The sequence below is a fragment of the Pseudarthrobacter sp. AL07 genome (assembly GCF_029960665.1).
Taxonomy (GTDB): Bacteria; Actinomycetota; Actinomycetes; order Actinomycetales; family Micrococcaceae; genus Arthrobacter.
In genome coordinates this window covers 1-21,504 of sequence record NZ_JASBRB010000036.1, presented here as the reverse complement: position 1 = coordinate 21,504, position 21,504 = coordinate 1, and the positions used below count along the sequence as shown (strand labels likewise).

20 protein-coding genes, 1 tRNA gene and 1 riboswitch are annotated in these 21,504 nt (G+C 64.3%); of the genes, 10 read left to right on the top strand and 11 right to left on the bottom strand.

Annotation, left to right across the window (positions count from 1 at the left end; all coding sequences use genetic code 11):
• Positions 1–130: 130 nt before the first annotated feature.
• Positions 131–229, bottom strand: a riboswitch (glycine riboswitch).
• A gap of 105 nt (positions 230–334) precedes the next feature.
• Positions 335–874 (bottom strand): TetR/AcrR family transcriptional regulator, encoded by a 540-nt coding sequence (locus tag QK290_RS17185; protein WP_282331853.1) that lies wholly within the window; start codon positions 872–874, stop codon positions 335–337.
• A gap of 67 nt (positions 875–941) precedes the next feature.
• Here QK290_RS17185 and QK290_RS17180 point away from each other — a divergent pair, with 67 nt between their 5' ends.
• Positions 942–2,528, top strand: coding sequence for an MFS transporter (locus tag QK290_RS17180; RefSeq protein ID WP_282331852.1), 1,587 nt, complete (start codon positions 942–944; stop codon positions 2,526–2,528).
• Between the two features lie 12 nt (positions 2,529–2,540).
• Here the strand turns inward: QK290_RS17180 and QK290_RS17175 are convergent, their stop codons facing one another.
• Positions 2,541–3,020 (bottom strand): DNA starvation/stationary phase protection protein, encoded by a 480-nt coding sequence (locus tag QK290_RS17175; RefSeq protein ID WP_185262613.1) that lies wholly within the window; start codon positions 3,018–3,020, stop codon positions 2,541–2,543.
• A gap of 213 nt (positions 3,021–3,233) precedes the next feature.
• On the opposite strand from QK290_RS17175, the gene QK290_RS17170 reads away from it, so the two are divergent.
• The 3 genes from QK290_RS17170 to QK290_RS17160 are packed head-to-tail and all read left to right on the top strand — an operon-like array spanning position 3,234 to position 6,968.
• Positions 3,234–4,370 (top strand): nitrilase-related carbon-nitrogen hydrolase, encoded by a 1,137-nt coding sequence (locus QK290_RS17170; RefSeq protein ID WP_282331851.1) that lies wholly within the window; start codon positions 3,234–3,236, stop codon positions 4,368–4,370.
• Positions 4,367–5,392, top strand: coding sequence for an agmatine deiminase family protein (locus QK290_RS17165; protein WP_282331850.1), 1,026 nt, complete (start codon positions 4,367–4,369; stop codon positions 5,390–5,392). Before QK290_RS17170 ends, QK290_RS17165 begins: the two co-directional genes overlap by 4 nt.
• A 13-nt stretch (positions 5,393–5,405) precedes the next feature.
• Positions 5,406–6,968, top strand: a complete 1,563-nt coding sequence (locus tag QK290_RS17160) for an APC family permease (RefSeq protein WP_282331849.1) — start codon at positions 5,406–5,408, stop codon at positions 6,966–6,968.
• 108 nt (positions 6,969–7,076) lie between these two features.
• On the opposite strand, the gene QK290_RS17155 is transcribed toward QK290_RS17160, so the two are convergent.
• The 7 genes from QK290_RS17155 to QK290_RS17135 form a co-directional block, all read right to left on the bottom strand.
• Positions 7,077–7,625, bottom strand: a complete 549-nt coding sequence (locus QK290_RS17155; RefSeq protein WP_282331848.1) for a hypothetical protein — start codon at positions 7,623–7,625, stop codon at positions 7,077–7,079.
• A gap of 236 nt (positions 7,626–7,861) precedes the next feature.
• A complete protein-coding gene (locus QK290_RS17150) occupies positions 7,862–8,164 on the bottom strand; it encodes a DUF4193 domain-containing protein (RefSeq protein ID WP_282331847.1) in 303 nt (100 codons plus the stop codon).
• A 289-nt stretch (positions 8,165–8,453) separates the two neighbouring features.
• Positions 8,454–8,687 (bottom strand): hypothetical protein, encoded by a 234-nt coding sequence (locus QK290_RS18705; protein ID WP_348994483.1) that lies wholly within the window; start codon positions 8,685–8,687, stop codon positions 8,454–8,456.
• Positions 8,688–8,864 (bottom strand): hypothetical protein, encoded by a 177-nt coding sequence (locus QK290_RS18700; protein WP_348994482.1) that lies wholly within the window; start codon positions 8,862–8,864, stop codon positions 8,688–8,690.
• A 50-nt stretch (positions 8,865–8,914) separates the two neighbouring features.
• Entirely contained in the window at positions 8,915–9,328 is a 414-nt protein-coding gene (locus QK290_RS18695; RefSeq protein WP_348994481.1) for a hypothetical protein, read from the bottom strand.
• Between the two features lie 506 nt (positions 9,329–9,834).
• A tRNA-Thr gene (locus tag QK290_RS17140) sits at positions 9,835–9,908 on the bottom strand.
• Between the two features lie 150 nt (positions 9,909–10,058).
• Complete coding sequence (locus QK290_RS17135; RefSeq protein WP_282331846.1) at positions 10,059–10,949, bottom strand: thioredoxin domain-containing protein; 891 nt, start codon at positions 10,947–10,949, stop codon at positions 10,059–10,061.
• A gap of 179 nt (positions 10,950–11,128) precedes the next feature.
• On the opposite strand from QK290_RS17135, the gene QK290_RS17130 reads away from it, so the two are divergent.
• The 4 genes from QK290_RS17130 (at position 11,129) to QK290_RS17115 (ending at position 16,362) form a co-directional block, all read left to right on the top strand.
• Positions 11,129–12,631 (top strand): trehalose-6-phosphate synthase, encoded by a 1,503-nt coding sequence (locus tag QK290_RS17130; RefSeq protein ID WP_282331845.1) that lies wholly within the window; start codon positions 11,129–11,131, stop codon positions 12,629–12,631.
• Positions 12,621–13,451 carry a trehalose-phosphatase gene (gene otsB, locus QK290_RS17125; protein WP_282331844.1) on the top strand — a complete coding sequence of 277 codons (831 nt, stop codon included), beginning with the start codon at positions 12,621–12,623 and terminating at the stop codon, positions 13,449–13,451. The genes QK290_RS17130 and otsB overlap by 11 nt, the downstream gene beginning before the upstream one ends.
• Positions 13,452–13,685: 234 nt before the next feature.
• The gene (gene ugpC / locus QK290_RS17120; protein WP_282331843.1) at positions 13,686–14,768 is read left to right on the top strand and encodes a sn-glycerol-3-phosphate ABC transporter ATP-binding protein UgpC; all 1,083 of its coding nucleotides are present in this window, start codon (positions 13,686–13,688) and stop codon (positions 14,766–14,768) included.
• A 175-nt stretch (positions 14,769–14,943) separates the two neighbouring features.
• Complete coding sequence (locus QK290_RS17115; RefSeq protein WP_282331842.1) at positions 14,944–16,362, top strand: DUF4032 domain-containing protein; 1,419 nt, start codon at positions 14,944–14,946, stop codon at positions 16,360–16,362.
• 128 nt (positions 16,363–16,490) lie between these two features.
• On the opposite strand, the gene QK290_RS17110 is transcribed toward QK290_RS17115, so the two are convergent.
• Positions 16,491–17,861 (bottom strand): FAD-linked oxidase C-terminal domain-containing protein, encoded by a 1,371-nt coding sequence (locus QK290_RS17110; protein ID WP_282331841.1) that lies wholly within the window; start codon positions 17,859–17,861, stop codon positions 16,491–16,493.
• Positions 17,862–18,051: 190 nt separating this feature from the next.
• Here QK290_RS17110 and QK290_RS17105 point away from each other — a divergent pair, with 190 nt between their 5' ends.
• On the top strand, positions 18,052–19,794 hold the full coding sequence (locus tag QK290_RS17105; protein ID WP_282331840.1) for a glycoside hydrolase family 13 protein: 1,743 nt from the start codon (positions 18,052–18,054) through the stop codon (positions 19,792–19,794).
• Positions 19,794–20,840: a LacI family DNA-binding transcriptional regulator gene (locus QK290_RS17100; protein WP_282331839.1), complete on the top strand. Its 1,047-nt coding sequence runs from the start codon at positions 19,794–19,796 to the stop codon at positions 20,838–20,840. Before QK290_RS17105 ends, QK290_RS17100 begins: the two co-directional genes overlap by 1 nt.
• A gap of 48 nt (positions 20,841–20,888) precedes the next feature.
• Here the strand turns inward: QK290_RS17100 and QK290_RS17095 are convergent, their stop codons facing one another.
• On the bottom strand, positions 20,889–21,386 hold the full coding sequence (locus QK290_RS17095) for an SRPBCC domain-containing protein (protein WP_282331838.1): 498 nt from the start codon (positions 21,384–21,386) through the stop codon (positions 20,889–20,891).
• Positions 21,387–21,504: the final 118 nt, after the last annotated feature.

The window sequence follows — 21,504 nt, the reverse complement described above, 5'->3', positions numbered from 1 at the left end:
CGGCCTTGAGCATGGTGTCAACATCGGCCTGGCGGCGCGCACCGATATGCCGATCAACGAACGTGGCCGAGGCCGAATTAACACTCACAGGGAACTCCATTACTAATGGCCTGCCGCTTTCCAGAGTTGCCTGGCCGCGGCGGTACGTGGGGCATGAGCGGTTCCTGGGAAGGATTTGCTCCTACGGCGCCGGTTGTCCCGACTAACGGAATTCTCCCGCCGCAGATCCAAGGCATATTCAGATCTCATACTCGAATTTATGCCGGCCACAGCTGGTCGCCACGAGGTCCAATTCTCCTACGCCCCGGGCTGCCGGGCAAATGAGGTCATCGGTTCAGCCCCGCAGCCGCTCCACGGCGGCAAGAAGCTCCTCAATGTCTCCACGCCTGCCCCGGCCGTCCCCGCCAGTCCCGCTTTCCCACATGGCGTTGAAATACAGCCCGTCCCCCATGTAGAGCACGGCTTTCGCCATGGCCGGGCCGACGTCGGCCGCGATCAGGTCCAACCACTGCTGCTGGATCGCGGCAAAACGCCGCCGCGCCTCTTCATGGGCTACTTCGGCGAGGCGCGTGACGGCCACGAAGGAGCGGTCCATCGGGGAGTCGGACCAGAGCGAGGAACGGATGAAGTATGCTGCCGCACCTTCGGCGGCTGCGGCCATCAGCGTGAGGTCCTCGACGGCCAGGCGATCCATCCGTTCCAGTACGGCAGCGATCAGCGCTTCCTTGTTGGGGAAGTGGTACAACAGTCCGCCTTTGGACACGCCGGCCCGTTTGGCAACCGCGTCCAATGTGGCAGCCCGCTCCCCCACATCGATCAGGAGTTCTTCAAAAGCGTCAAGGACTGCATCGCGTGCGACGGGATTTCTGGCCATGTCTTCAATCATGCACGGTCCGGGCCCCGCTTCTTAACTATACCGTCCGGACGGTATAGTTATTGACATGACGCTGTCTACCCAGCCCAACCAGAACACCCCCAGCACATCCCCGACGGCGGTCGATCTCCGGCCGTCCGGGCCCGCCAAGGTGCCCTGGCGCGACTGGCGCGCGCTGACCCTGCTGATGTTCCCGGTGCTCCTGGTTGCGGTGGACAACACTGCTTTGACGTTCGCGCTTCCGGCCATTGCCAGCAGCCTGGACACAACAGGAGTCCAGCTGTTGTGGATTGTGGACGCGTATCCCCTGGTGCTTGCCGGCCTCCTGGTTGCCATGGGCAGCCTGGGTGACCGGATCGGCCGCCGCCGGCTGCTGCTGACCGGCAGCATTGGATTCGCCGCGGTCTCGGCAGCAACAGCCTTTGCCCCCAGCGCGGAGTGGCTGATTGCGGGACGGGCATCGATGGGGTTTTTCGGCGCCATGCTGATGCCCTCAACCCTGTCGCTGATCCGCAACATTTTTCCGGACCCAAACCGGCGTCGGCTGGCCGTCGCCATCTGGGCTGCCGGCTTCTCCGGCGGCGCCGCCCTGGGTCCCATCTTCGGCGGGTGGCTGGTGGAGCAGTTCTGGTGGGGCGCCATCCTGCTGGTCGCCGTGCCCATCATGCTGCCACTGTTGGTGTTTGGTCCTGCGTGCATCCCGGAATCAAAAGATCCGCACCCCGGACGGGTGGACGTGCCCAGCATCGCCCTGTCCCTGCTGGTTATGGTGCCCGTCGTATATGGCATCAAGGAACTGGCGACCGAAGGCTTCGGGGCCGCCCCGTTGGGACTAGTTGCCTTTGGCCTGGCCATGGGCGTCGTCTTTGTCCGCCGCCAGCGGCGGCTGGCCAGCCCCCTGCTGGACATGTCCTTGTTCGGCAACCGGGTCTTCAGAACCGCCATCACAGCAAACGTGCTGGCCCTGTTCTCCTTCAACGGCTTCATTCTCTTCCTCGCCCAGCACCTGCAGCTCCTGGAAGGGATGACACCGTCGGCCGCCGGAATAGCCATGATCCCGGCCCTGGTGGCCACAGTGCTGGCCGGGCTGGCAGTGGTGCCGCTGGTCCGGAAAGTGCGTCCGGGCTTTGTGGTGGCGGGTGGCCTGGCCTTAAGTGCCACCGGCTACGGAATCGTGGTCTTTGGCGATCACGGCTCCGGCCCGGCCCTCCTGCTGGCCGCGCTGCTGATCCTCGCCCTGGGGGTGGGCACAGCGGAAACCATTTCCAATGACCTCATCCTGGGCTCCGTCCCGGCGGAGAAGTCAGGAGCGGCGGCCGCCATCTCGGAGACGGGCTATGAGGTGGGATCCCTGCTGGGGACGGCGGTACTGGGCTCCATCCTGACCGCTTCCTACCAGCGCAATCTCCTGCTGCCGGCCGGGGTGGAGGAAACGGCGTCAGGCTCTGCCGTGCACCAGGCCGCCGAAACTTTGGCGGGCGCCGTGGAACTGGCCGGCACCCTGCCTGCCCCGCTGGCCGAAGCGCTCCACGGCGCAGCGCGCCTGGCATTTGACTCCGGCGCCCACACCACTGCGGCAATTGCGCTGGTACTGATGGCGAGCGCGGCAGTCCTTGCCGCCGTCGTACTCCGGAAAGTTCCGACGGCGGACTAGGACCGCCGGTGGCTACTTCGCGTCAGGGGAGGTGACGCTGGCGGAGGCCTTCATGGTCTCTGCGTTCACCATCCACGCGTACTGTTCCAGCTTGGCGATGAATTCGTGGAGCAGGTCCGCGGTGGTGGGATCCTCTTCGTCCACTTCGTCATGGACCTTGCGCATGGTGCCCACGGCTGCCTCAAGCGCAGCGACGATCCGCTCGATGGCATCCTTGGTGTTAATGAGGCCTTCGGGGAACTGGGCCAGACTGGTGGATTTCGCCACCGTGGCACTGCGGCCATCAGGCAGGGCATGGAGGGCGCGCATCCGCTCAGCCATATCGTCCGCGAACTGCCGGGCGGCATCCACAATTTCGTCCAGCTGCAGGTGAAGGTCCCGGAAGTTGGTTCCCACAATGTTCCAGTGGGCCTGCTTGCCCTGAATGTGCAGCTCAATCAGGTCCGCTAGCACGGCCTGCAGATTATTGGTCAGGGTCGGTGAAGCTTTCATGAATCCTCCTCGATTGGTCCAGTAGTCCCGACGCTATCAGCCGGGGGATCGATCGCGCCCGGCCGGAAGCAAATTTCTCAGTGAGCTTACTAATCTGGCCGGAGCGTCATAAAAGAATGGGATTCATTTAACCTATTGCGCGAAAGCCGTTCGCCGTCCATACTAAATGAACGTCATTCATTTAGTGACGGTCGTCTCACTGGAAGTAAGCACATGATTGAAATTTCCTGCCTCGACTCACCCACCTCCCTGGCCCGGACAACGCCGTCCCACCGCCCTGCCCTTCGGGTTGGCGTCGTACAGCACCGCTGGCATGCAGACACTGCCGTCCTGCAGGCCGAACTTGATGAAGGAGTCGGCCGGGCCGCCCGGCTGGGTGCCACCGTGGTGTTCCTGCCCGAACTCACGCTCTCCCGCTACCCCGCGGTCACCCGTCCCGAAAACGACACTCGCCGGCACGGAGCTGTACAGCCTGGCGCGGTCCGACCCAGGCCGTCGGACACCGCGGAGGACCTGCTCACCGGGCCCACCTTCCGGTTTGCCGCCGAATCCGCCCGTCGTCACGGGGTGGCCGTCCACGCCTCGCTGTACCAGCTGGCGGAGAACCCGGACGGCAGCGACGACGGCCTGGGACTGAATACCGCCATCCTTGTGTCGTCCGACGGTGAGTTGCTCGCCCGCACGCACAAGCTGCACATTCCGGTGACCGCCGGCTACTACGAAGACAAGTTCTTCCGCCAAGGGCCAGCGGCCGCTGACGCCTACGAGGTCCACGCGCCGGCAGAGCTGCGCGGTGCCCGGCTCGGCATGCCCACCTGCTGGGACGAATGGTTCCCGGAGGTGGCCCGGCTCTACTCCCTCGGTGGCGCCGAAATCCTGGTCTACCCCACCGCCATCGGCTCAGAACCTCACCACCCGGATTTCGATACGCAGCCGCTGTGGCAGCAGGTAATCGTGGGCAACGGCATCGCCAACGGACTGTTTATGGTGGCGCCGAACCGCTGGGGTGATGAAGGAACACTGAACTTCTACGGCTCCTCCTTCATCTCCGACCCCTACGGCAGGATCCTGGCCCAGGCCCCGCGTGACGCCTCCGCAGTGCTGGTGGCAGCCCTCGACCTGGACCAGCGCCAGGACTGGCTCACGCTCTTCCCGTTTCTGGCTACCCGCCGCCCCGATACCTACGGCCGGCTCACCGAACCCGTACGCCACGCCCAGCCGCCCGGCGGGATTTCGCTCCCCACCCGCCCCCTAATCTCGCCAGCTCGGTCAGGGAACCCTGCGGTCGTGGCCCCAAACTCAATCACCGGGCACTCAGGCTCAATCAACGGTCAGAAGGTAACCGCATGAGCACCTGGCGCATGCCCGCCGAAACCGCTCTGCAGGAGCGTCTGTGGATGGCTTTTCCCGCCGGCGGCTACACGCTGGGCGAGACGGAGGAAGACGCCCACGCTGCCCGGTCCACGTGGGCAGCGGTGGCCAACGCCGCCGTCGAATTTGAGCCGGTCACCGTGGTGGTGGACCCCGACGACGTCGGCATCGCCGCCCGCTATCTGCACCCGAACGTCGAGGTACTTGCCGCCCCGCTCAACGATGCGTGGATGCGGGACATCGGGCCCACCTTCGTGCTGGACCAGGGCGGGAGCCTCGGCGCCGTCGACTGGGTCTTTAATGGCTGGGGTGCCCAGGACTGGGCGCGCTGGGACAAGGACGCGCTGATCGCCGGTGAAGTTTCCGGCCGCTCCGGCGCCAGGCATCTTGTGTCCGCGCTGGTCAACGAAGGCGGCGGCATCCAGGTGGACGGTCAGGGAACCGTGCTGGTGACCGAAACCGTTCAGCTGGATCCGGGCCGCAACCCGGGACTCAGCCGCACCGACGTCGAAGCCGAGCTCGCCCGGACCATCGGCGCCACCCACGTGGTCTGGCTCCCCCGCGGACTGGCCAGGGACTCGGAACAGTTCGGCACGCGCGGTCATGTGGACATCGTGGCCGCCATCCCCTCCCCCGGCACACTGCTGGTGCATTCCCAGCAGGACCCCCGCCACCCGGACTTCCAGGTGAGCCGCGACATCATCGAGCACCTCCGCACCACGAAGGACGCGGCCGGCCGGGAGTGGACCATCATCGAAGTCCCCGCACCGGAGGTGCTCTGGGATGACGAAGGTTTTGTCGACTACGGCTACATCAACCACGTCGTGGTGAACGGCGGGGTCATCGCCTGTACCTTCGCGGACCCCAACGATGACAAGGCGCTGCAGATACTGGCAGAGGCCTACCCCGGCCGGCGTGTGGTCGGCATTGACGCCCGTGAGCTCTTCGCCCGCGGCGGCGGTATCCACTGCATCACCCAACAGCAGCCTGCTGCCTCGTAGAAAGCGCCGGACAATGACCCAAACCATCCGCAAGAGCACCCCCGCAGGCCAGCCATCGGGGACCGACACGGCCGGCTCGACGCACGGCATCACCGCAAAGGGATTGAAGGGCGGGCAGCTGGGCCTCCTCGCCGTCGTCGTTCTTGGAATTTCCACCATCGCGCCGGCCTACACGCTGACCAGCGCCCTGGGCCCCACGATCAACGAAGCCGGGCTCCAGCTGCCCGTCATTTTCCTGATCGGGTTCATCCCCATGATCCTGGTGTCACTCGCCTACCGGGAACTCAACGCCGACTCCCCGGACAGCGGCACCACGTTCACCTGGGTCACCAAGGCCTTCGGCCCGTGGGTGGGCTGGATGGGCGGGTGGGGACTGCTCGCCGCCAACATCATCGTCCTGTCCAACCTGGCGGGCGTGGCCGTGGACTTCTTCTACCTCTTCCTGTCACAGCTGACGGGTGCGCCTGAACTCGCGGACCTCGCGGCCAATAAGCCGTTGAACGTCCTGACGTGCTTCGTCTTTGTGGCCCTCGCCGTGTGGGTGAGCTACCGCGGCCTGCACACCACCAAGATCGTCCAGTACGGACTCGTCGGATTCCAACTACTGGTCCTTGGCCTGTTCGTGGCCATGGCATTCGCCAACTGGTCCACATCGGAAACGGCCATCCCCTTCAGCTGGGAATGGTTCGACGTCACCAGGATCGAGACCTTCGGCCAGATCGCGGCCGGCATCTCACTGTCCATCTTTGTCTACTGGGGCTGGGACGTGTGCCTGACGGTGAACGAGGAAACCGCCAACGGCAAGAAGACCGCCGGCCTCGCCGGCACGCTCACCGCCGTCGCTGTCCTGGGGATCTACCTGCTGGTGAGCATCGCCACCATGATGTTCGCCGGCGTCGGAGATACGGGTGTGGGGCTGAACAACACCGAGAACCACGAGAACCTCTTCACGGCGCTGGCCTCCCCCATCATGGGACCGTTCGCCATCCTGATGTCCCTCGCGGTGTTGTCCAGCTCCGCAGCCTCGCTGCAGTCGACGTTCACGTCGCCCTCGCGCAGCCTGCTGGCCATGGCACACTACGGTGCGCTGCCCGCGCCGTTCAGCCACATCAGCAAGCGTTTCTCGACGCCGGGCTTCGCAACAGTGGCGGCGGGCATCCTGTCCGCCGGGTTCTACGCAGTGATGCACGTGATCAGCGAAAACGTCCTGAACGACACCATCCTGGCCCTCGGCCTGATGATCTGCTTCTACTACGGACTGACCGCCATCGCGTGCACCTGGTACTTCCGGAACAGCGTGTTCAGCAGCGTCCGCAACTTCGTGCTGCGGCTCCTGTGCCCGGCGCTGGGCGGTGTCGGATTGTTTGTGGTTTTCCTGCAGACAGCCGTGGACAGCTGGGCGCCGGAGTTCGGCAGCGGCTCCGAGGTCTTCGGCGTCGGGCTGGTGTTTGTCCTGGGCATCGGGATCCTGGCGCTCGGGGCGGTGCTGATGGTGATCATGGCCCGCCTCGCCCCGGGGTTCTTCCGCGGCGAAACCATCCGCCGGGACACCCCTGCGCTAGTAGTGCCCGAGTAGTTGCCCCAACAACAGCACGGCGCCCTGCCCGGAAAGTCTCCGGAGCAGGGCGCCGTTCTTTGGTTTTCCTGATCTTGTCTCAACTGCGGTTCAGCAGCGAACCGCCGGTCACCAGAAGTGCGCTACATCCACCACCATGCGCGATCCGGATCCGGGGCCGTCCAGGGTGAACACCCGGAACGGGAGCCGTGCACGGACGCCGAGGCCAATGCTGGTGTAGCCTTCAAAGCTGCCTGCGTACGCTACCTGACGGAAGGTCTGGTAGCCCGAAACGTTCGACAGTTCGGCCTTGGCTGCCGGGCTGTACGTGACGTTGTAGTTGCTGTCGTAGGACGGTGCGTTCACAGTGATCTGGAGGAACGCGCTCCCCTGCAGCGGGATACTGAAACCTGAACCGTCCTGGACCACTCCGGGAACGTAACGGGCAGTGTAGCCGGCCACAGGGCCGTTGAGATCAACCACCATCCGGTCGAAGCAGTAGTGCTGCCCCGTCCGAACGTTGGTTACTGATGCGGTGCTCATCGCCGGATTTGATTCGGCCAGCGATCCCCATGCAAGTCCGCAATAGGACGTGGTTGCCGAGGCGGGCCCCGGAGCCAGGAAACCCAATCCAACAGCCATCAAAATGACTGTCAGCCACGTATGAATCTTTTTCATTGTGGGCCACCCTTCGAGTGATTAGGTAGCTCAAGCGTAGGAGTCTCCGGGGCTACCCAACAGGGTTGTTGCCGCTTCGGCGCGGAACCGTTAGTCGAGCTTGATTCCGGTCACGCGAGCGTAATTCTGCGACACATTGCGGGGCTAACGAAACACTATTAACGCCGTTTCTGCACCTTGCCGTTATGGATAATAACGACGCCGGCGCGCCCCACCGGAGTGCTGGCGCCGGGACTTCAGCCTTCGCACTCGATGCAGTACTTCATGCCGTTCTTTTCGCGCGCAACCTGTGATCGGTGGCGGACCAGGAAACATGATGCGCAGGTGAATTCATCGGACTGTTCGGGAACAACAATGACGGTCAGTTCTTCGCCGGAGAGATCGGCTCCGGGGAGGTCGATGCCTTCGGCGGTGTCGGTCTCCTCGACATCGATAACTGCGGTCTGGGCATTGCCGCTGCGGGAGGCCTGCAGCGCTTCCAGCGACTCGGCAGAAGCCTCGTCGTCGGTCTTGCGTGGAGCGTCGTAATCGGTAGCCATGGCATGTTCACTTTCGTCGCTGCACGGCACCATTTCAGGCGCCTCAGTGAAGCAGTTTAGGTCATTATGCCGCTTCTTGGGCAATAGTGTGGCCGACCAGACAGATTTCATTGCTTCGCCCTCTGCAGGATTTGTCCAAGGCGCGGCCGGAACCGTATTGGTGCAACCTTGACGGTATCCGGGGGCCGAAATCTAAGAAGCGTCGCTTTTGATTCTGCCGCGGCTACCGGAGTGCGGTCCGCCGGGACAGCAAGTCGAGTCCCTGATCACCGGGAGATTGAGCAGTGAGTCAGGGAGTCCGGCGCGCCTCAAGTGCGGACTTGAATGCGGAGGCTGAGGTGGCGCTGCTGTTGATGCGCCAGTCGGTTTCCTTCTGGAGATGGAACCAAACGAAGCCCACCATATCGGGCTGGTCGGCAAGATAGGACACAAGCCCGGCGTTCCAGGCAGCCTTGTTGCCGCCTGCCTCGCTGGATGCCGTCTCGCTGATCAGGATGGGAACTCCGGGTGCCAGAGCACGCACCTAGGCTATGCCCGGAGCGAAGAGATCCTGCGGCGATATCCAGCCGCTCCATGAAGCGGAGGTGCCCCAGTTATACCCGTCGAGGGCTACAACATCCACGTATCCGACACCGGGAAAGAGGCCGGCGAGATCGGTGGAACCGTAGTGCGGAACATTCGGGCTCCAGACCCAGGACACGTTGCCGGCGCCGGTGGCAGCGACAACGTCGTGAACATGACGCCAGGCACTTACGTAGTCACCGGCCTGATTGCCGTTGAATATGCCGGCTGTTCTGTTCTACCGCTCCAGGCCCAGGGTTCCCAGGTAATGAGCGGAACGGCGCCTCGTGCCCGGACGGAGCCCATTTCGGTGATGGGAGGCGTCTGGAGGAAGTCCTTGTAAAAGAGAATGGTTGACGGGCTTTCGCCGGCCAGTTGCGCGACTTCATCCAGTTCGCCGCTGGCCAGTGGGCCGCCGGCCGTGGCCACCCCGAACCGAAGTGCGGCGGTGCTGACCGGAGGGAGCGTAGCGTCCGGTGCGGTCACTGGGAACACTGACGAGGCCTCGACAGACGAGGTCTTGGCCGTGATGGTCAACGATTCCGTGGCTGCGGACGGGATGGTGATCGACGTGACGAAGGCGCCGGAGGCTGCCGTTTTCATGGGAAAAATCGTGGCACCGGCGATCACCGTCCCCGTGGTGGAGGCTTTGAACCCCGTTCCACACCCAGCCCAACCACTGCCGCGATGGATTTCAAGGTTTTGAGCATCGCGATCGGTCCCCCGCAATCGGCACGGCGGGTGCTAATCCGCCGGTCAGGTGGCGCCTACCGGCACTTTACTGATCCGAAGGGTTGGACGCCGAAACCAGAGGGGATTTTTCGACTATCTTTGAAAGGAACTCGCCGCTCTCTTGGATCCGGCAGGCCGGCCCATCTTGTGTCCGAAGATTCGACGAGGCAGCCCAGTCCAGGTGGCACACTGGCAACCCAGCCGCTCGCGGGCTTGTATTCGAGGCCCATTCCCGTCCCCTTGCTGGCCCAGTTGAGTCCGCGGGCCAGCAAGTCGTGATGCCTAAACGGCCACAGCTTCCAGCGCTTCGGCGCCTCTGATGGTCACTCCCTTGGAACGGTTCAGCATCAGTCCGAGCAGGTCAAAGCCACAATCGGAGCCTCCTGTCGGATTCGAACCGACGACCCCCGCTTTACAAGAGCGGTGCTCTGGCCAACTGAGCTAAGGAGGCGCGCCCCGTACAAGGCGTGCGCCGCAACGGCGCTAGATAAGGTTAGCCCAAGTCCGCCCACTCGTAAAAACGCTGGCCAGGGAAGAACAAAGTAAAAGAAAGTACCTGCCTCCGGAATCGATCCGGAAGCAGGCCCCTGGGTGGAAGGACCTAGCCCTTCGCGGTGATCGCTGCCTGCAGGAAGTCCGGGAACGGGGTCTGCGCGCTGGCACCCTTGCCCCACTGCTTGCCGTCAACGAACACCGTGGGCGTACCGGTGACACCGATTGCGGCGGCCTCCTTGGAAGCGAATTTCACGAACGGACGGTAGGTCTTCCCATCCACACAGCTGTCAAGGGGCTTAGCGCCGATGTCCGTAGCCATGGTCTTGAGTTTGTCGTCAGAGAGGCCCGCGCTGCCTTCGGCAGGCTGATTGGCGAACAGCGAGTCAATGAATTCGGCGTACTTTTCCGGGGATTCGTTCACAACGCAGGCGGCCGCGTTGGCCGCACGCGATGAGTAGTTGGTCGAGGAGTAGTTGTCCAGGAAGCCAAGGACCCGGTATTCCACGGAGATTTTGCCTTCGTTGCGAAGCGACGTCAGCTGCTGGTTGTACTGTGCCTCAAAGTTTTTGCAGACCGGGCAGATGAAATCAACGTAGAGAACCACCTTGACGGGCTTGCCCGCTTCAGCCTCGGCACCGGGCGCAACAACTTCTGCCGGGGCAGCCTTGGGCGGCTCTCCCACTGAAGCCGCATCAACGGTGGCCGGGTCCAGCTTCACGACGTCAGTCTGGGCGAGCAGGGTCACCCCGCCGTGGATGTTGGCATTCGCCGGCGTCGGCCCTTGGTCGGCGATGGGGGCATTCTGCCGCATCGTTGTGGTCACCACCAGACCCACCACCACAAGGATGGCCACCACGGCCACCACAATGCCCCAGCCGATCAGCAGTTTGTTGCGCTTGTCCTTTTTCAGCTGTGCCTCACGGATCAGGCGTGCCTTCTCGCGCGCCTCCGAGGTTCGTTCAGCCTTGGACTTGCGTACTTCATTTGCGGGGCTCATGTGTTCCTTGGGTCGATCGACATAGGGGGACCACTCTGTGGCGACTCCACCATTTTAGGGGACAAACCTGAGAGCTTGCGCTTTCAAGTATTCAGCCCGAATAAGCAGCGGACGAATAGCCCCGAAGATTCCATCCTATTAAGGTGGCTTAAAGGCACAAGCAACCCCAGGGGGCCGCAATGCAAACACCCGTCCAAGAAAAACCAACAGCTGTACCTGCAACCGGCGCCGCCGCGAGCAGCCACAGCACAGTCGCCACATACGATTTTATGGTTGTCTCCAACAGGCTGCCGGTTGACCGCTGCGCGCCAGGCGAGAGCGGCGACGACGGCTCCGGCTGGCGCCGATCCCCCGGCGGCCTGGTGACCGCCCTCGCGCCCATGATGACCAAGACCGACGGCGCGTGGGTGGGCTGGCACGGCGCCCCGGACGAAACCGTCGAGCCCTTCAGCCACGGCGGCATGGATCTGGTCCCCGTCCAGCTGAGCAACGACGACGTTGAGCTCTACTATGAGGGTTTCTCCAACGCCACCTTGTGGCCCCTCTACCACGACGTCATCGCCCCGCCGGAGTTCCACCGGACCTGGTGGGACGCCTACCGCAAGGTCAACCAAAGGTTCGCCGACGCCGTCGTGCGCCATGCAGGCCAGGGCGCCACGGTGTGGGTCCAGGACTACCAGCTGCAGCTGGTGCCGCGGCTGCTGCGCCAGGCGCGGCCGGACCTGCGGATCGGGTTCTTCAACCACATCCCCTTCCCCCCGCCGGAGATTTTCGCGCAGCTGCCGTGGCGGCGTGCCATCATCGACGGCCTGATGGGCGCGGACCTGGTGGGCTTCCAGCGCCCCAGTGACGCCGGCAACTTCATGCGCTCCGCCCGCCGGTTCCTGGGCGCCAGCGTCAAGCAGCAGCAGGTGCACGTGAAGGGTAAGGACGGCGAAATCACGCACATCGCCAGGGCCCAGGCCTTCCCCATCTCCATCGACGTAGCCCAGATCAGCGAACTGGCCCACAAACCCGAAATCATCGAGCGTGCACGCCAGATCCGCCAGGACCTCGGCAACCCAAAGACCATCCTCCTGGGCGTAGACCGGCTCGATTACACCAAGGGCATCCGGCACCGGCTCAAGGCCTTTGAGGAACTCCTGAACGAAGGCAAGCTGACGGTCGGCGACGCAACGTTGATCCAGGTAGCCAGCCCCAGCCGTGAACGGGTTGAGCAGTACCGCCTTCTGCGCGAGGAAATCGAGGGTACCGTCGGCCACATCAACGGCACCTATGACACCTTCCAGAACACGGCCGTCCGCTACCTGCACCATAGCTACCCCGTGGAGGAGATGGTGGCGCTGTACCTCGCTGCCGACGTCATGCTCGTGACGGCATTGCGGGACGGCATGAACCTCGTGGCCAAGGAATACGTCACTGCCCGAAAGGACAACGACGGCGCCCTGGTTCTCAGTGAGTTCGCCGGCGCCGCTGACCAGCTTAAGCAGGCGCTGCTGATGAACCCGCACGATATCGACGGCCTCAAGGACACCATCATGCGGGCCGTCGATTTGCCTCCCAAAGACGCCGCGCGCCGTATGCGCTCCATGCGCAAGCAGATCCTGGAGCACGACGTCGACCATTGGTCAGCTGACTTCCTGGCCGCCCTGAACGAGAAAGTTGTGCGAGATGACTCCTGACGCCCGCCCCGCCAAAGGCCCGCTCGCCTTGTCCCCCGAACTGCGGCAGGCCGCCCGGCGGATCGCTCGGACGGAACACTTGCTGGTGGCTTTGGACTTCGACGGCACCATTTCCCCGCTGGTTGACCGCGCCGACGACGCCCGCCCGCTTCCGCGCTCGGCCGCCGCTTTTGCCGGGCTCGCCGCCCTTCCACGCACGACGACGGCGCTCCTCTCCGGCAGGGCCCTCGCCAGCTTGCGCGCGGTCGCCTCGCCCCCGGTGGACACGCTGCTGATCGGGAGCCATGGCGCCGAGGCGTGGTTGGGCCCCGGTTCCGCGGAGCTGACACTGGACGAAGCCCAGCGCCTGTTGCTGGCCGAAGTCCGCAGCGTCCTCGAAGAGATCGTTGAGCAGGCGCCGGGCACGCTGCTCGAAGACAAGCCCGCAGGCGTAGTACTGCACACCCGGCTGGCGACTGACGATGTCGCCGAGGACGCGGTGGCTGCTGCCCGTTCCGTTCTCAAGGACCGCAAGGGCGTCTTCCTGAAGAACGGCAAACGCGTCCTGGAAACATCGGTCGTCAACGCCTCCAAGGGTGAGGGCCTGACGTTCCTGCGCCAGATCACCGGGGCCACCGCTGTCCTGTTCGCCGGTGACGACGTCACGGACGAAGACGCCCTGGCACGCCTGGAATCCGGCGATGTGGGCGTCAAGGTGGGCCTGGACTTCACCCAGGCCGAGTTCCGGGTGGAAGCGCCGGCCCACGTCGCGGAACTGCTCGAAGCACTCCTGCAGGAACGGAGCCTGGTGGTGGCCGACGAAGAGCCCGGCAGTGACTGAACATCGGGGACAGGTCCAACCTCACATGTGACCTCCGTAACATTTGCACCAATACGCCAATCGTCTGACATACTCTTGGTTGTGATGTGGCGCACAGGAACCGTGCGGCGTCACGTGATACTCCTCGGCTTCGGCCGGGGAGTACACGGCTGCAGTGCCGTGAATAACTGAATTACATGAACCATTCACAACGGATCGTCCGGCACGTACCTGCCGGTGAAGGGATTGATAACTGTGGCTACAGTTACTTTTGATAACGCTACGCGTCTGTACCCGGGCACAGAGAAGCCCGCTGTTGACAAGCTCAACATCGAAATCGCCGATGGCGAATTTCTGGTCCTCGTAGGACCCTCCGGCTGCGGTAAGTCCACCTCCCTGCGCATGCTCGCAGGCCTTGAGGACGTCAACGCCGGCCGGATTCTTATCGGCGACCGCGATGTCACCGATGTTCCGCCGAAGGACCGCGACATCGCGATGGTATTCCAGAACTACGCGCTGTACCCGCACATGACGGTTGCAGACAACATGGGCTTCGCGCTGAAGATCGCCGGCGTTTCCAAGGAAGAGCGCGCCGAACGCGTCCGTGAAGCCGCCAAGCTTCTGGACCTCGAGCCCTACCTGGACCGCAAGCCGAAGGCACTCTCCGGTGGCCAGCGCCAGCGCGTTGCCATGGGCCGCGCCATTGTGCGTAACCCGCAGGTATTCCTCATGGACGAGCCGCTGTCCAACCTCGACGCCAAGCTCCGCGTCCAGACGCGTACACAGATCGCATCCCTGACCCGCCGCCTCGGGGTCACCACCGTCTACGTCACCCACGACCAGGTCGAGGCAATGACCATGGGTGACCGCGTGGCTGTGCTGAAGGACGGCCTGCTGATGCAGGTTGACACCCCGCGCAACCTCTACGACAAGCCCAAGAACGTCTTTGTTGCCGGCTTCATCGGCTCCCCCGCCATGAACCTGCTCGAACTTCCCGTGGTCGACGGCGGCGTCCAGTTCGGCGGAACGGTTTACCCCGTGCCGCGCAACATCCTGGAAGAGGCGCATGGTGCCACCGTCACCCTGGGTTCCCGCCCCGAGGACCTCGAGCAGGTAGCTGCCGGCGAAGGTCTCCAGGTTGAGGTTGATGTCGTCGAGGAACTCGGTGCCGACGCCTACGTCTACGGCCACACGACGCTGGACGGCAAGGACCACGACATCGTGGCACGCGTCGACGGCCGCCGCCCCCCGCTGAAGGGCGATACCATGTACGTCCGTCCGCAGTCGGGCCACGTACACCTGTTCGACACCAAGACCGGCCTGCGCCTCGGCGGCTAGTCCCGGTTGCGGAGCCTGAATCCGGTGGTTGCACCTGCTGTCACCACCTGATCGGCCCCGCTCTGCACCAACCGACGGCGGCCCCTCCTTACCGGACGGGCCGCCGTCGTGGTTTAAGCGTGGCTTTCCTGACTTTGTTTAGGCACCCCGCCCCTACGTACGAAAGAATTGGCACATGACCGAGGAAAGCAGCGCCCAATGGCACGACGAACCCACCGACTACGGCCAGATCGGCAAACTCCCTCGGTTTGAAGCTGCCAGCGCCAACGACGCCAAGAGTTCCAGCGTCTCCAGTAACCTGAACATCACGGCCGCCGCGGCTGACCCGGAGCTCCTGGACCTGCCGTGGCACATCGCCCTGGAGGACTGGCCGGCTGAGAACCTGGCAGCGCTGCCACGCGGCATTTCGCGGCACATCGTGCGTTTCGCCCACCTGGGCGGCTCCGTCATCGCCATCAAGGAAACATCGGAGCATGTGGCCCGCCACGAGTACCATATGCTCCGGAAGCTGGCCCGCCTGGATGTCCCGTGTGTTGTACCGGTGGCAGTCATCACGGGCCGGACCACCCTGGATGGGCGGCCACTGAACCCCGTGCTGGTTACCCGCCACCTGAAGTTCTCCATGCCGTACCGGGCCCTGTTCTCGCAGATGCTGCGCAAAGACACCCTGACAAGGCTCATCGATGCCCAGGCTTTGCTCATGGTCCGGCTGCACCTCATCGGCTTTTATTGGGGGGACGTTTCGCTCTCCAACACCCTCTTCCGCCGCGATGCGGGCGCCTTCGCGGCCTACTTGGTTGATGCCGAAACCGGAGAGCTGTATCCAGATCTCTCCACCGGCCAGCGCGAGTACGATCTCGAGATTGCCCGGGTCAACATCGCCGGTGAGCTGATGGATCTACTGGATGGCGGCCTGATCGAAGAGAAGGTGGACCCGGTGGCCACCAGCGAACTCATCATGGAGAGCTACCGGCGACTCTGGACGGAACTGACCGAGAAGGAATCCTTCGAGATCGGCGAACGCTGGCGCGTGGCCGCCCGGATCCGGAAACTCAACGAGTTGGGCTTCGACGTCGAGGAATACGCCATCAAGACCACCCAGAACGGTTCCACCATCCAGCTCCAGCCCAAGGTCGTCGACGCCGGACATCACCAGCGCCGGCTGCTGCGCCTGACCGGACTGGACGCCCAGGAAAACCAGGCCCGGCGCCTGCTCAATGACATGGACTCCTTCCGGGCGGACAACAACCCGGGGATGGACGAGGAATACAGCGCGCACCTCTGGGTCAGCCAGGTCTTCGAGCCGATCGTGCGCTCGATCCCCCGCGACCTGTCCCGCAAGCTCGAGCCGGCGGAGGCAGTCCACGAGGTGCTGGAACACCGCTGGTACATGTCCGAGAAGCAGGCCCGCCACATTCCTCTCGCCGAGGCTGTGCAGTCCTATATAGAGTCCGTCCTGCGCCACCGCAGGGACGAGGCCGCCATCATGCTCAACCCGGACACGGCGATGCTGAAGATCCTCGAAGTCGAAACCGAGGAATCCCGTTATGGTGCCGACGAATCCATCGAAGATTACCCGGACGTCGACGACTGACGCGGACCATGGGCCGGCCGCCGTGGCAGCACGGTTGTGTTAACACAGCCCCAACTAGGTAGCAGTAACTGTCGTTATGAGCGGTCGAAACGACAGTTACTGCTACCCAGTTTGTGTGCGGGCGGCCTTTAGATGGCCTTGCCCGGGTTCAAGATCCCTGCCGGGTCAAAGAGTTCCTTGATCCTGCGCTGGAGCTCCCTGACGGGTTCCGACTGCTCCAGGCCCAGCCAGCGCAGTTTGTACTGCCCGATCCCGTGCTCGCCGGTGATGGTGCCGCCCATTTCCAGCGCAGCCTCGATGGAGGCGTCCAGGGCAAGGTTCAGCCGGCCCATGGCGTCAGCGTCCACGGCGCTGTCCTGGCGGTCGATCCAGAACGTGGGGTGCAGGTTGCCATCGCCCGCGTGCGCCACCACCTTGAGGCTCACGCCGTGCGTTGTCGCGAGGTCTTCCAACGCCGCCACGTAATCCACCAGGCGCGAGCGCGGCACGGCCACGTCCTCGCCGACGCGGTATTCGTCATCCACCTCCACACCCCGGCTGTTCCGGCGCAGCTCCACGAGCTGCTCGGCTTCCGCCGTGGATTCCGTGCTCACCGTTGCGCCGCCGGCCGCGAGGACGGAACGCACGACGTCGGCCTCCGCCGCTGCACCGAACCCGTCAGTCTGGATCAGGAGCAGCGAACGGCCGCGGGAGCTCAGGTCGGAGCCGTGGAGGTCATCCAGCTGGGCCAGCGTGCCGCCGTCGAGCAGTTCCATGATGGCCGGCTGCACGCGGGCCCGGCCCACCGCCAGGACGCCCGCAGCGGCCTGCCGGAAGTCCGGGTAGAACGCGGCGATGGTGTGCACGTCACGTGGCAGGTACTTGAGCCGGACGGTCGCCCCCACCACGATCCCCAGAGTGCCCTCGGAACCGACGAACAGCCCCGTCAGGTCGTAGCCCGCAACGCCTTTGAACGTCTGGTGGCCGGTGCGGATGAGGGACCCGTCGGCCAGCACCACGTCCAGCGCCAGCACCGAGTCCCGGGTGACGCCGTATTTGGCGCAGCGCAGTCCGCCGGCATTCGTCGCGACGTTGCCGCCGATCGTGGAGATACGGAAGCTCGCCGGATCCGGCGCGTACATCAAGCCATGCTCCGCGGCGGCCTCATTGAGGGCGGCGTTGACCACGCCGGGTTCGACGACGGCGGTCTCGTCGTCCGGGTTGAGGTCAAGGATGCGGTTCATTCGTTCCAGGGACAGGACTACGCAGTTCCTGCTCGCGTGCGCGCCGCCGGAAACGCCCGTCCCGGCTCCGCGGGCCACAACGGCGACGTTGTGTGCGGCGCAGAGCCTGACTACGGCCTGCACGTCCGTGACTGACCCGGCAAAGACCACCGCTTCGGGGAGCTGGAAATCCAGGACGGGCGCCTGGTCCACGGCATACCTCGCCAGCACTGCCGTCTCGATGCTGACCTGCCCTGCGCCGAGGGCGCCCACCAGCTCTTCAACCAAGCTGCCCACGCAGCCTCCCGTCGTCGTCGTCGTTGTCCCCAGTCTAGGGCGGTGGCCCGCACCGACTCATCGCTTTGCCATCGGCTGTAAGCGTTTCCAGCTTGATGGGGTGGTCAGCAACTTACCTATCAGTAGACATATAAATTCTCCCGTGGAAACGTTTGCGATTTCGTGCCGGTTAGGGTCTAGGCTGTCCTCCATGTCTGTAGATACAGCGTTTACCGCCACCGCCCCGCTGATGGGCCGTCTGTCCCTCATCCACGATGCCGACAATGCCCCCGGGTGGTGGCGCTCCGCCGTCATCTACCAGGTGTACCCGCGGTCCTTCCGCGACCTCAACGGCGATGGAATCGGCGATCTTGCCGGGATTACTGCGGAACTTCCGCAGCTGGCCGAGCTGCATGCGGACGCCGTCTGGCTGTCCCCCTTCTACAAATCCCCGCAGCGCGACGCCGGCTATGACGTCAGCGATTACTGCGACGTGGATCCGATTTTCGGCACCCTGGGCGACTTTGACGTCATGATTGCCGAGGCCAACCGCCTGGGTCTTCGGGTCATCGTGGATCTGGTTCCCAACCACTGCTCGGAGCAGCACGTGGCTTTCCAGGCAGCCCTCGCCTCCAGCGCAGGGACCCCGGAACGAGACATGTTCATCTTCCGGGACGGAGCGGGGCCCGAAGGCCACGAACCGCCCAATAACTGGCAGTCCCACTTCGGCGGCCCCGCCTGGACCCGGGTCACCGGTCCTGACGGCCGGCCGGACCAGTGGTACCTGCACCTGTTCGATTCTTCCCAGCCTGACTTCAACTGGGACAATCCGGCCGTGCACGCCGAATTTGAGCGGGTGCTCCGTTTCTGGCTGGACCGCGGCGTCTCCGGATTCCGGGTGGACGTCGCCCACGCCTTGGTCAAAGCCCCGGGGCTGCCCGCCTGGGGCGGCCGGGCCGACGGCGGAAGCTCGGACGGATTCCCCGGCCATGAGGCTCCGATGTTCGGCCAGCCGGCCCTCCATGACATCTTCCGGGCCTGGCGCCTCATCCTGGACGGCTACGGACCGGACCGCATTCTGTGCGCGGAAGCCAACGTGGATCCGCTCCCGCGCCTCGCCGAATGGGTCCGGTCCGATGAAATGCACCAGGCCTTCAACTTTCCTTACCTGCACGCCGGACTGGATGTTTACCGGCTGCGCAGTGTTATCACGGACTCACTGACCGCCCTGGACGCCGTGGGAGCCCCCAGTACATGGGTGCTGTCCAACCACGATGTGGTCCGCCATTCCAGTCGCTTTGGCTACAACGGATCCGGTCCGCGTGATGGTGACGGTATTGGTCCGGCGGATCCTCAGCCGGATACAGCCCTGGGCCGCCGTCGAGCAGCGGCCGCCTCATTGTTTATGCTGGGACTGCCCGGCGCCGCTTACCTCTATCAGGGTGAGGAGCTCGGGCTCCCGGACGGCATCGATATTCCGGAGCACCTGCGGCAGGATCCCACGTTTGCCCGCACCGGAGGCGCCCGGCTGGGCCGCGACGGCTGCCGGGTTCCCCTCCCGTGGCGAACTGCAGAACGGCACCTGGGCTTTGGCTCCGGCGAGGATCCTTGGCTTCCCTTGCCGGCGAGCTTCGCGGAACTGGCACGGGACGCGCAAGCCGCATCGCCGGCGTCGCACCTTTCCCTGTACAGGAACATGCTGGCCCTGCGCCGTGAGCTGGGTTTGGGCAGCGGATCACTGGCATGGGCCGAGGACTGGTGCAGTGGTTCGTCCCTGGCATACCTCAACGGCGATACGCTGGTGCTCATGAACCTCAACCACGAACGCTTGGAAATGCCGGCCGGCAGCGTCCTCGTCCGCAGCGCTGACTCTGGCTCCGAACCGGGTGCAGCGCGCTTCCTGGCTTCCGGCGAGACCGCATGGCTGCGGATTGGCGGAGGCGACGCAGCATAGTGGGACTTGCGGGCATCAAGGATGTTGCCGACCGCGCCGGGCTGTCAATCGCTACAGTGTCTCGGGCACTGAGCGGCAAAGCCAACGTGTCCGCCAAGAGCCGGCAGCTGGCAAAGGCAGCGGCGGACGAACTGGGCTTCGTCCCGTCGTACCACGCGTCCAGCCTGGCCTCAGGCCGTAACCACAACGTTGGGCTGGTGGTCCCGTCCATCCACCGCTGGTACTTTTCGTCGGTGCTGGAAGGCGTGTCCGGCACTTTGCTCGACGCCGGCTATGACCTCACCCTGTACAACATGGGTGACCGGCCGGAACGCCGACGCAGCGTCCTGAGCGACTTCCTGCTCCGGAAGCGGCTGGACGCAGTCATCACCGTAGCGCTCGTCCTCAGCGACTCCGAAATCAAGCAGCTGCTGGCATGCCGCCGTCCAATTGTAGGCATCGGCGGCGCCCTGGCCGGCGCCTCCACCATCAGGATTGACGACGCCCGCCTTGCCCGGACCGCCACCGAGCACCTCCTCGGGCTGGGCCACATCCGAATCGCACACATCACCGGCAATGCCGAACTGAACCAGGACTTCAAACTGCCAGGGATACGACGGGACGGCTTCGAGACAGCAATGCAAGCCGCGGGGCATGCTGTCCGGCCCGAGTGGGTAGTATCCGCGGACTTCACCATCCAGGGCGCCTACGCGAGTGCCCGCAAGCTCCTGGCTTCCGCGGCCGGGCGGCCCACTGCAATTTTTGCGGCGTCCGATGAGATGGCCATCGGCGCCATCCTCGCCGCCCGCGACTTCGGCCTGCGTGTACCGGAGGACCTCTCCGTGATCGGCATGGACGGGCATGAACTCGGTGAGGTCTTTGGGCTGACCACCATCAACCAGGATGCGCGCGGCCAGGGCGCCCTGGCGGCCCGTATGCTGCTGGAAACGCTTGACGCCGGCGCAAAGCAGCACGCCACGGGCGTACCACCGTCGACGGCGGCCACTGACCTGGAGTACCCCACAGAGTTCCTGATCCGGAACAGCACGGCTGTACCACCGGCCTGAACCTGCATCGCAGATCTGTGCTGGGCTCGCTCTGTTCTGAGGTGACCGTCAGGCCTGTGACTCCCCGCCCATAAACCTCACGAAGCGGTCCAGCACCTTCGGCCAGCCAGCAGCATAGGACGAGCACGTAGCCGCAGGATCCTCCGCACCTTCCCAGCCATTGTGGACCAGGCGCAGCTCAGTCCCGGATTCCGCCGCCCTGAACGCGACGCGCAGCTCTGTGGACCAAATAGCAGTAGTCCCCGGATGCCAGGACGCATGGAAGGAAAGCGGCGGCTGCCAGTCATCTATGGAGCCCCAGACAGCGCTCCTGCCGTCGTCAGCTGTTTCAACGATGAGGTTCTCTTCAAACTCGACGTAGGATCCTGCCCCGAACACACCATGTGAATCGAGTGGCCACCACAGGTGCGTGTGATCCGTGAAGCCGGCGAACGTCTGGGCCACCGGCCCCGGCACCGTGACCGTGCAGATGACGGCTTCCACGCTCACTGGGGTCTCAACGGAGACAGGTAGGGCATCATCCGCGTGGCTGAAAAGGTTATCCATGGACGTCCACTCTACGCGGATCCACCGGGTGGTTTTTGGTGTTGGGTGGTTAACGTGGGAGAACCCCCAACACGTGTGTGTTGGGGGGTTCTCGACCTGTAATGATGTTCCGGCGGTG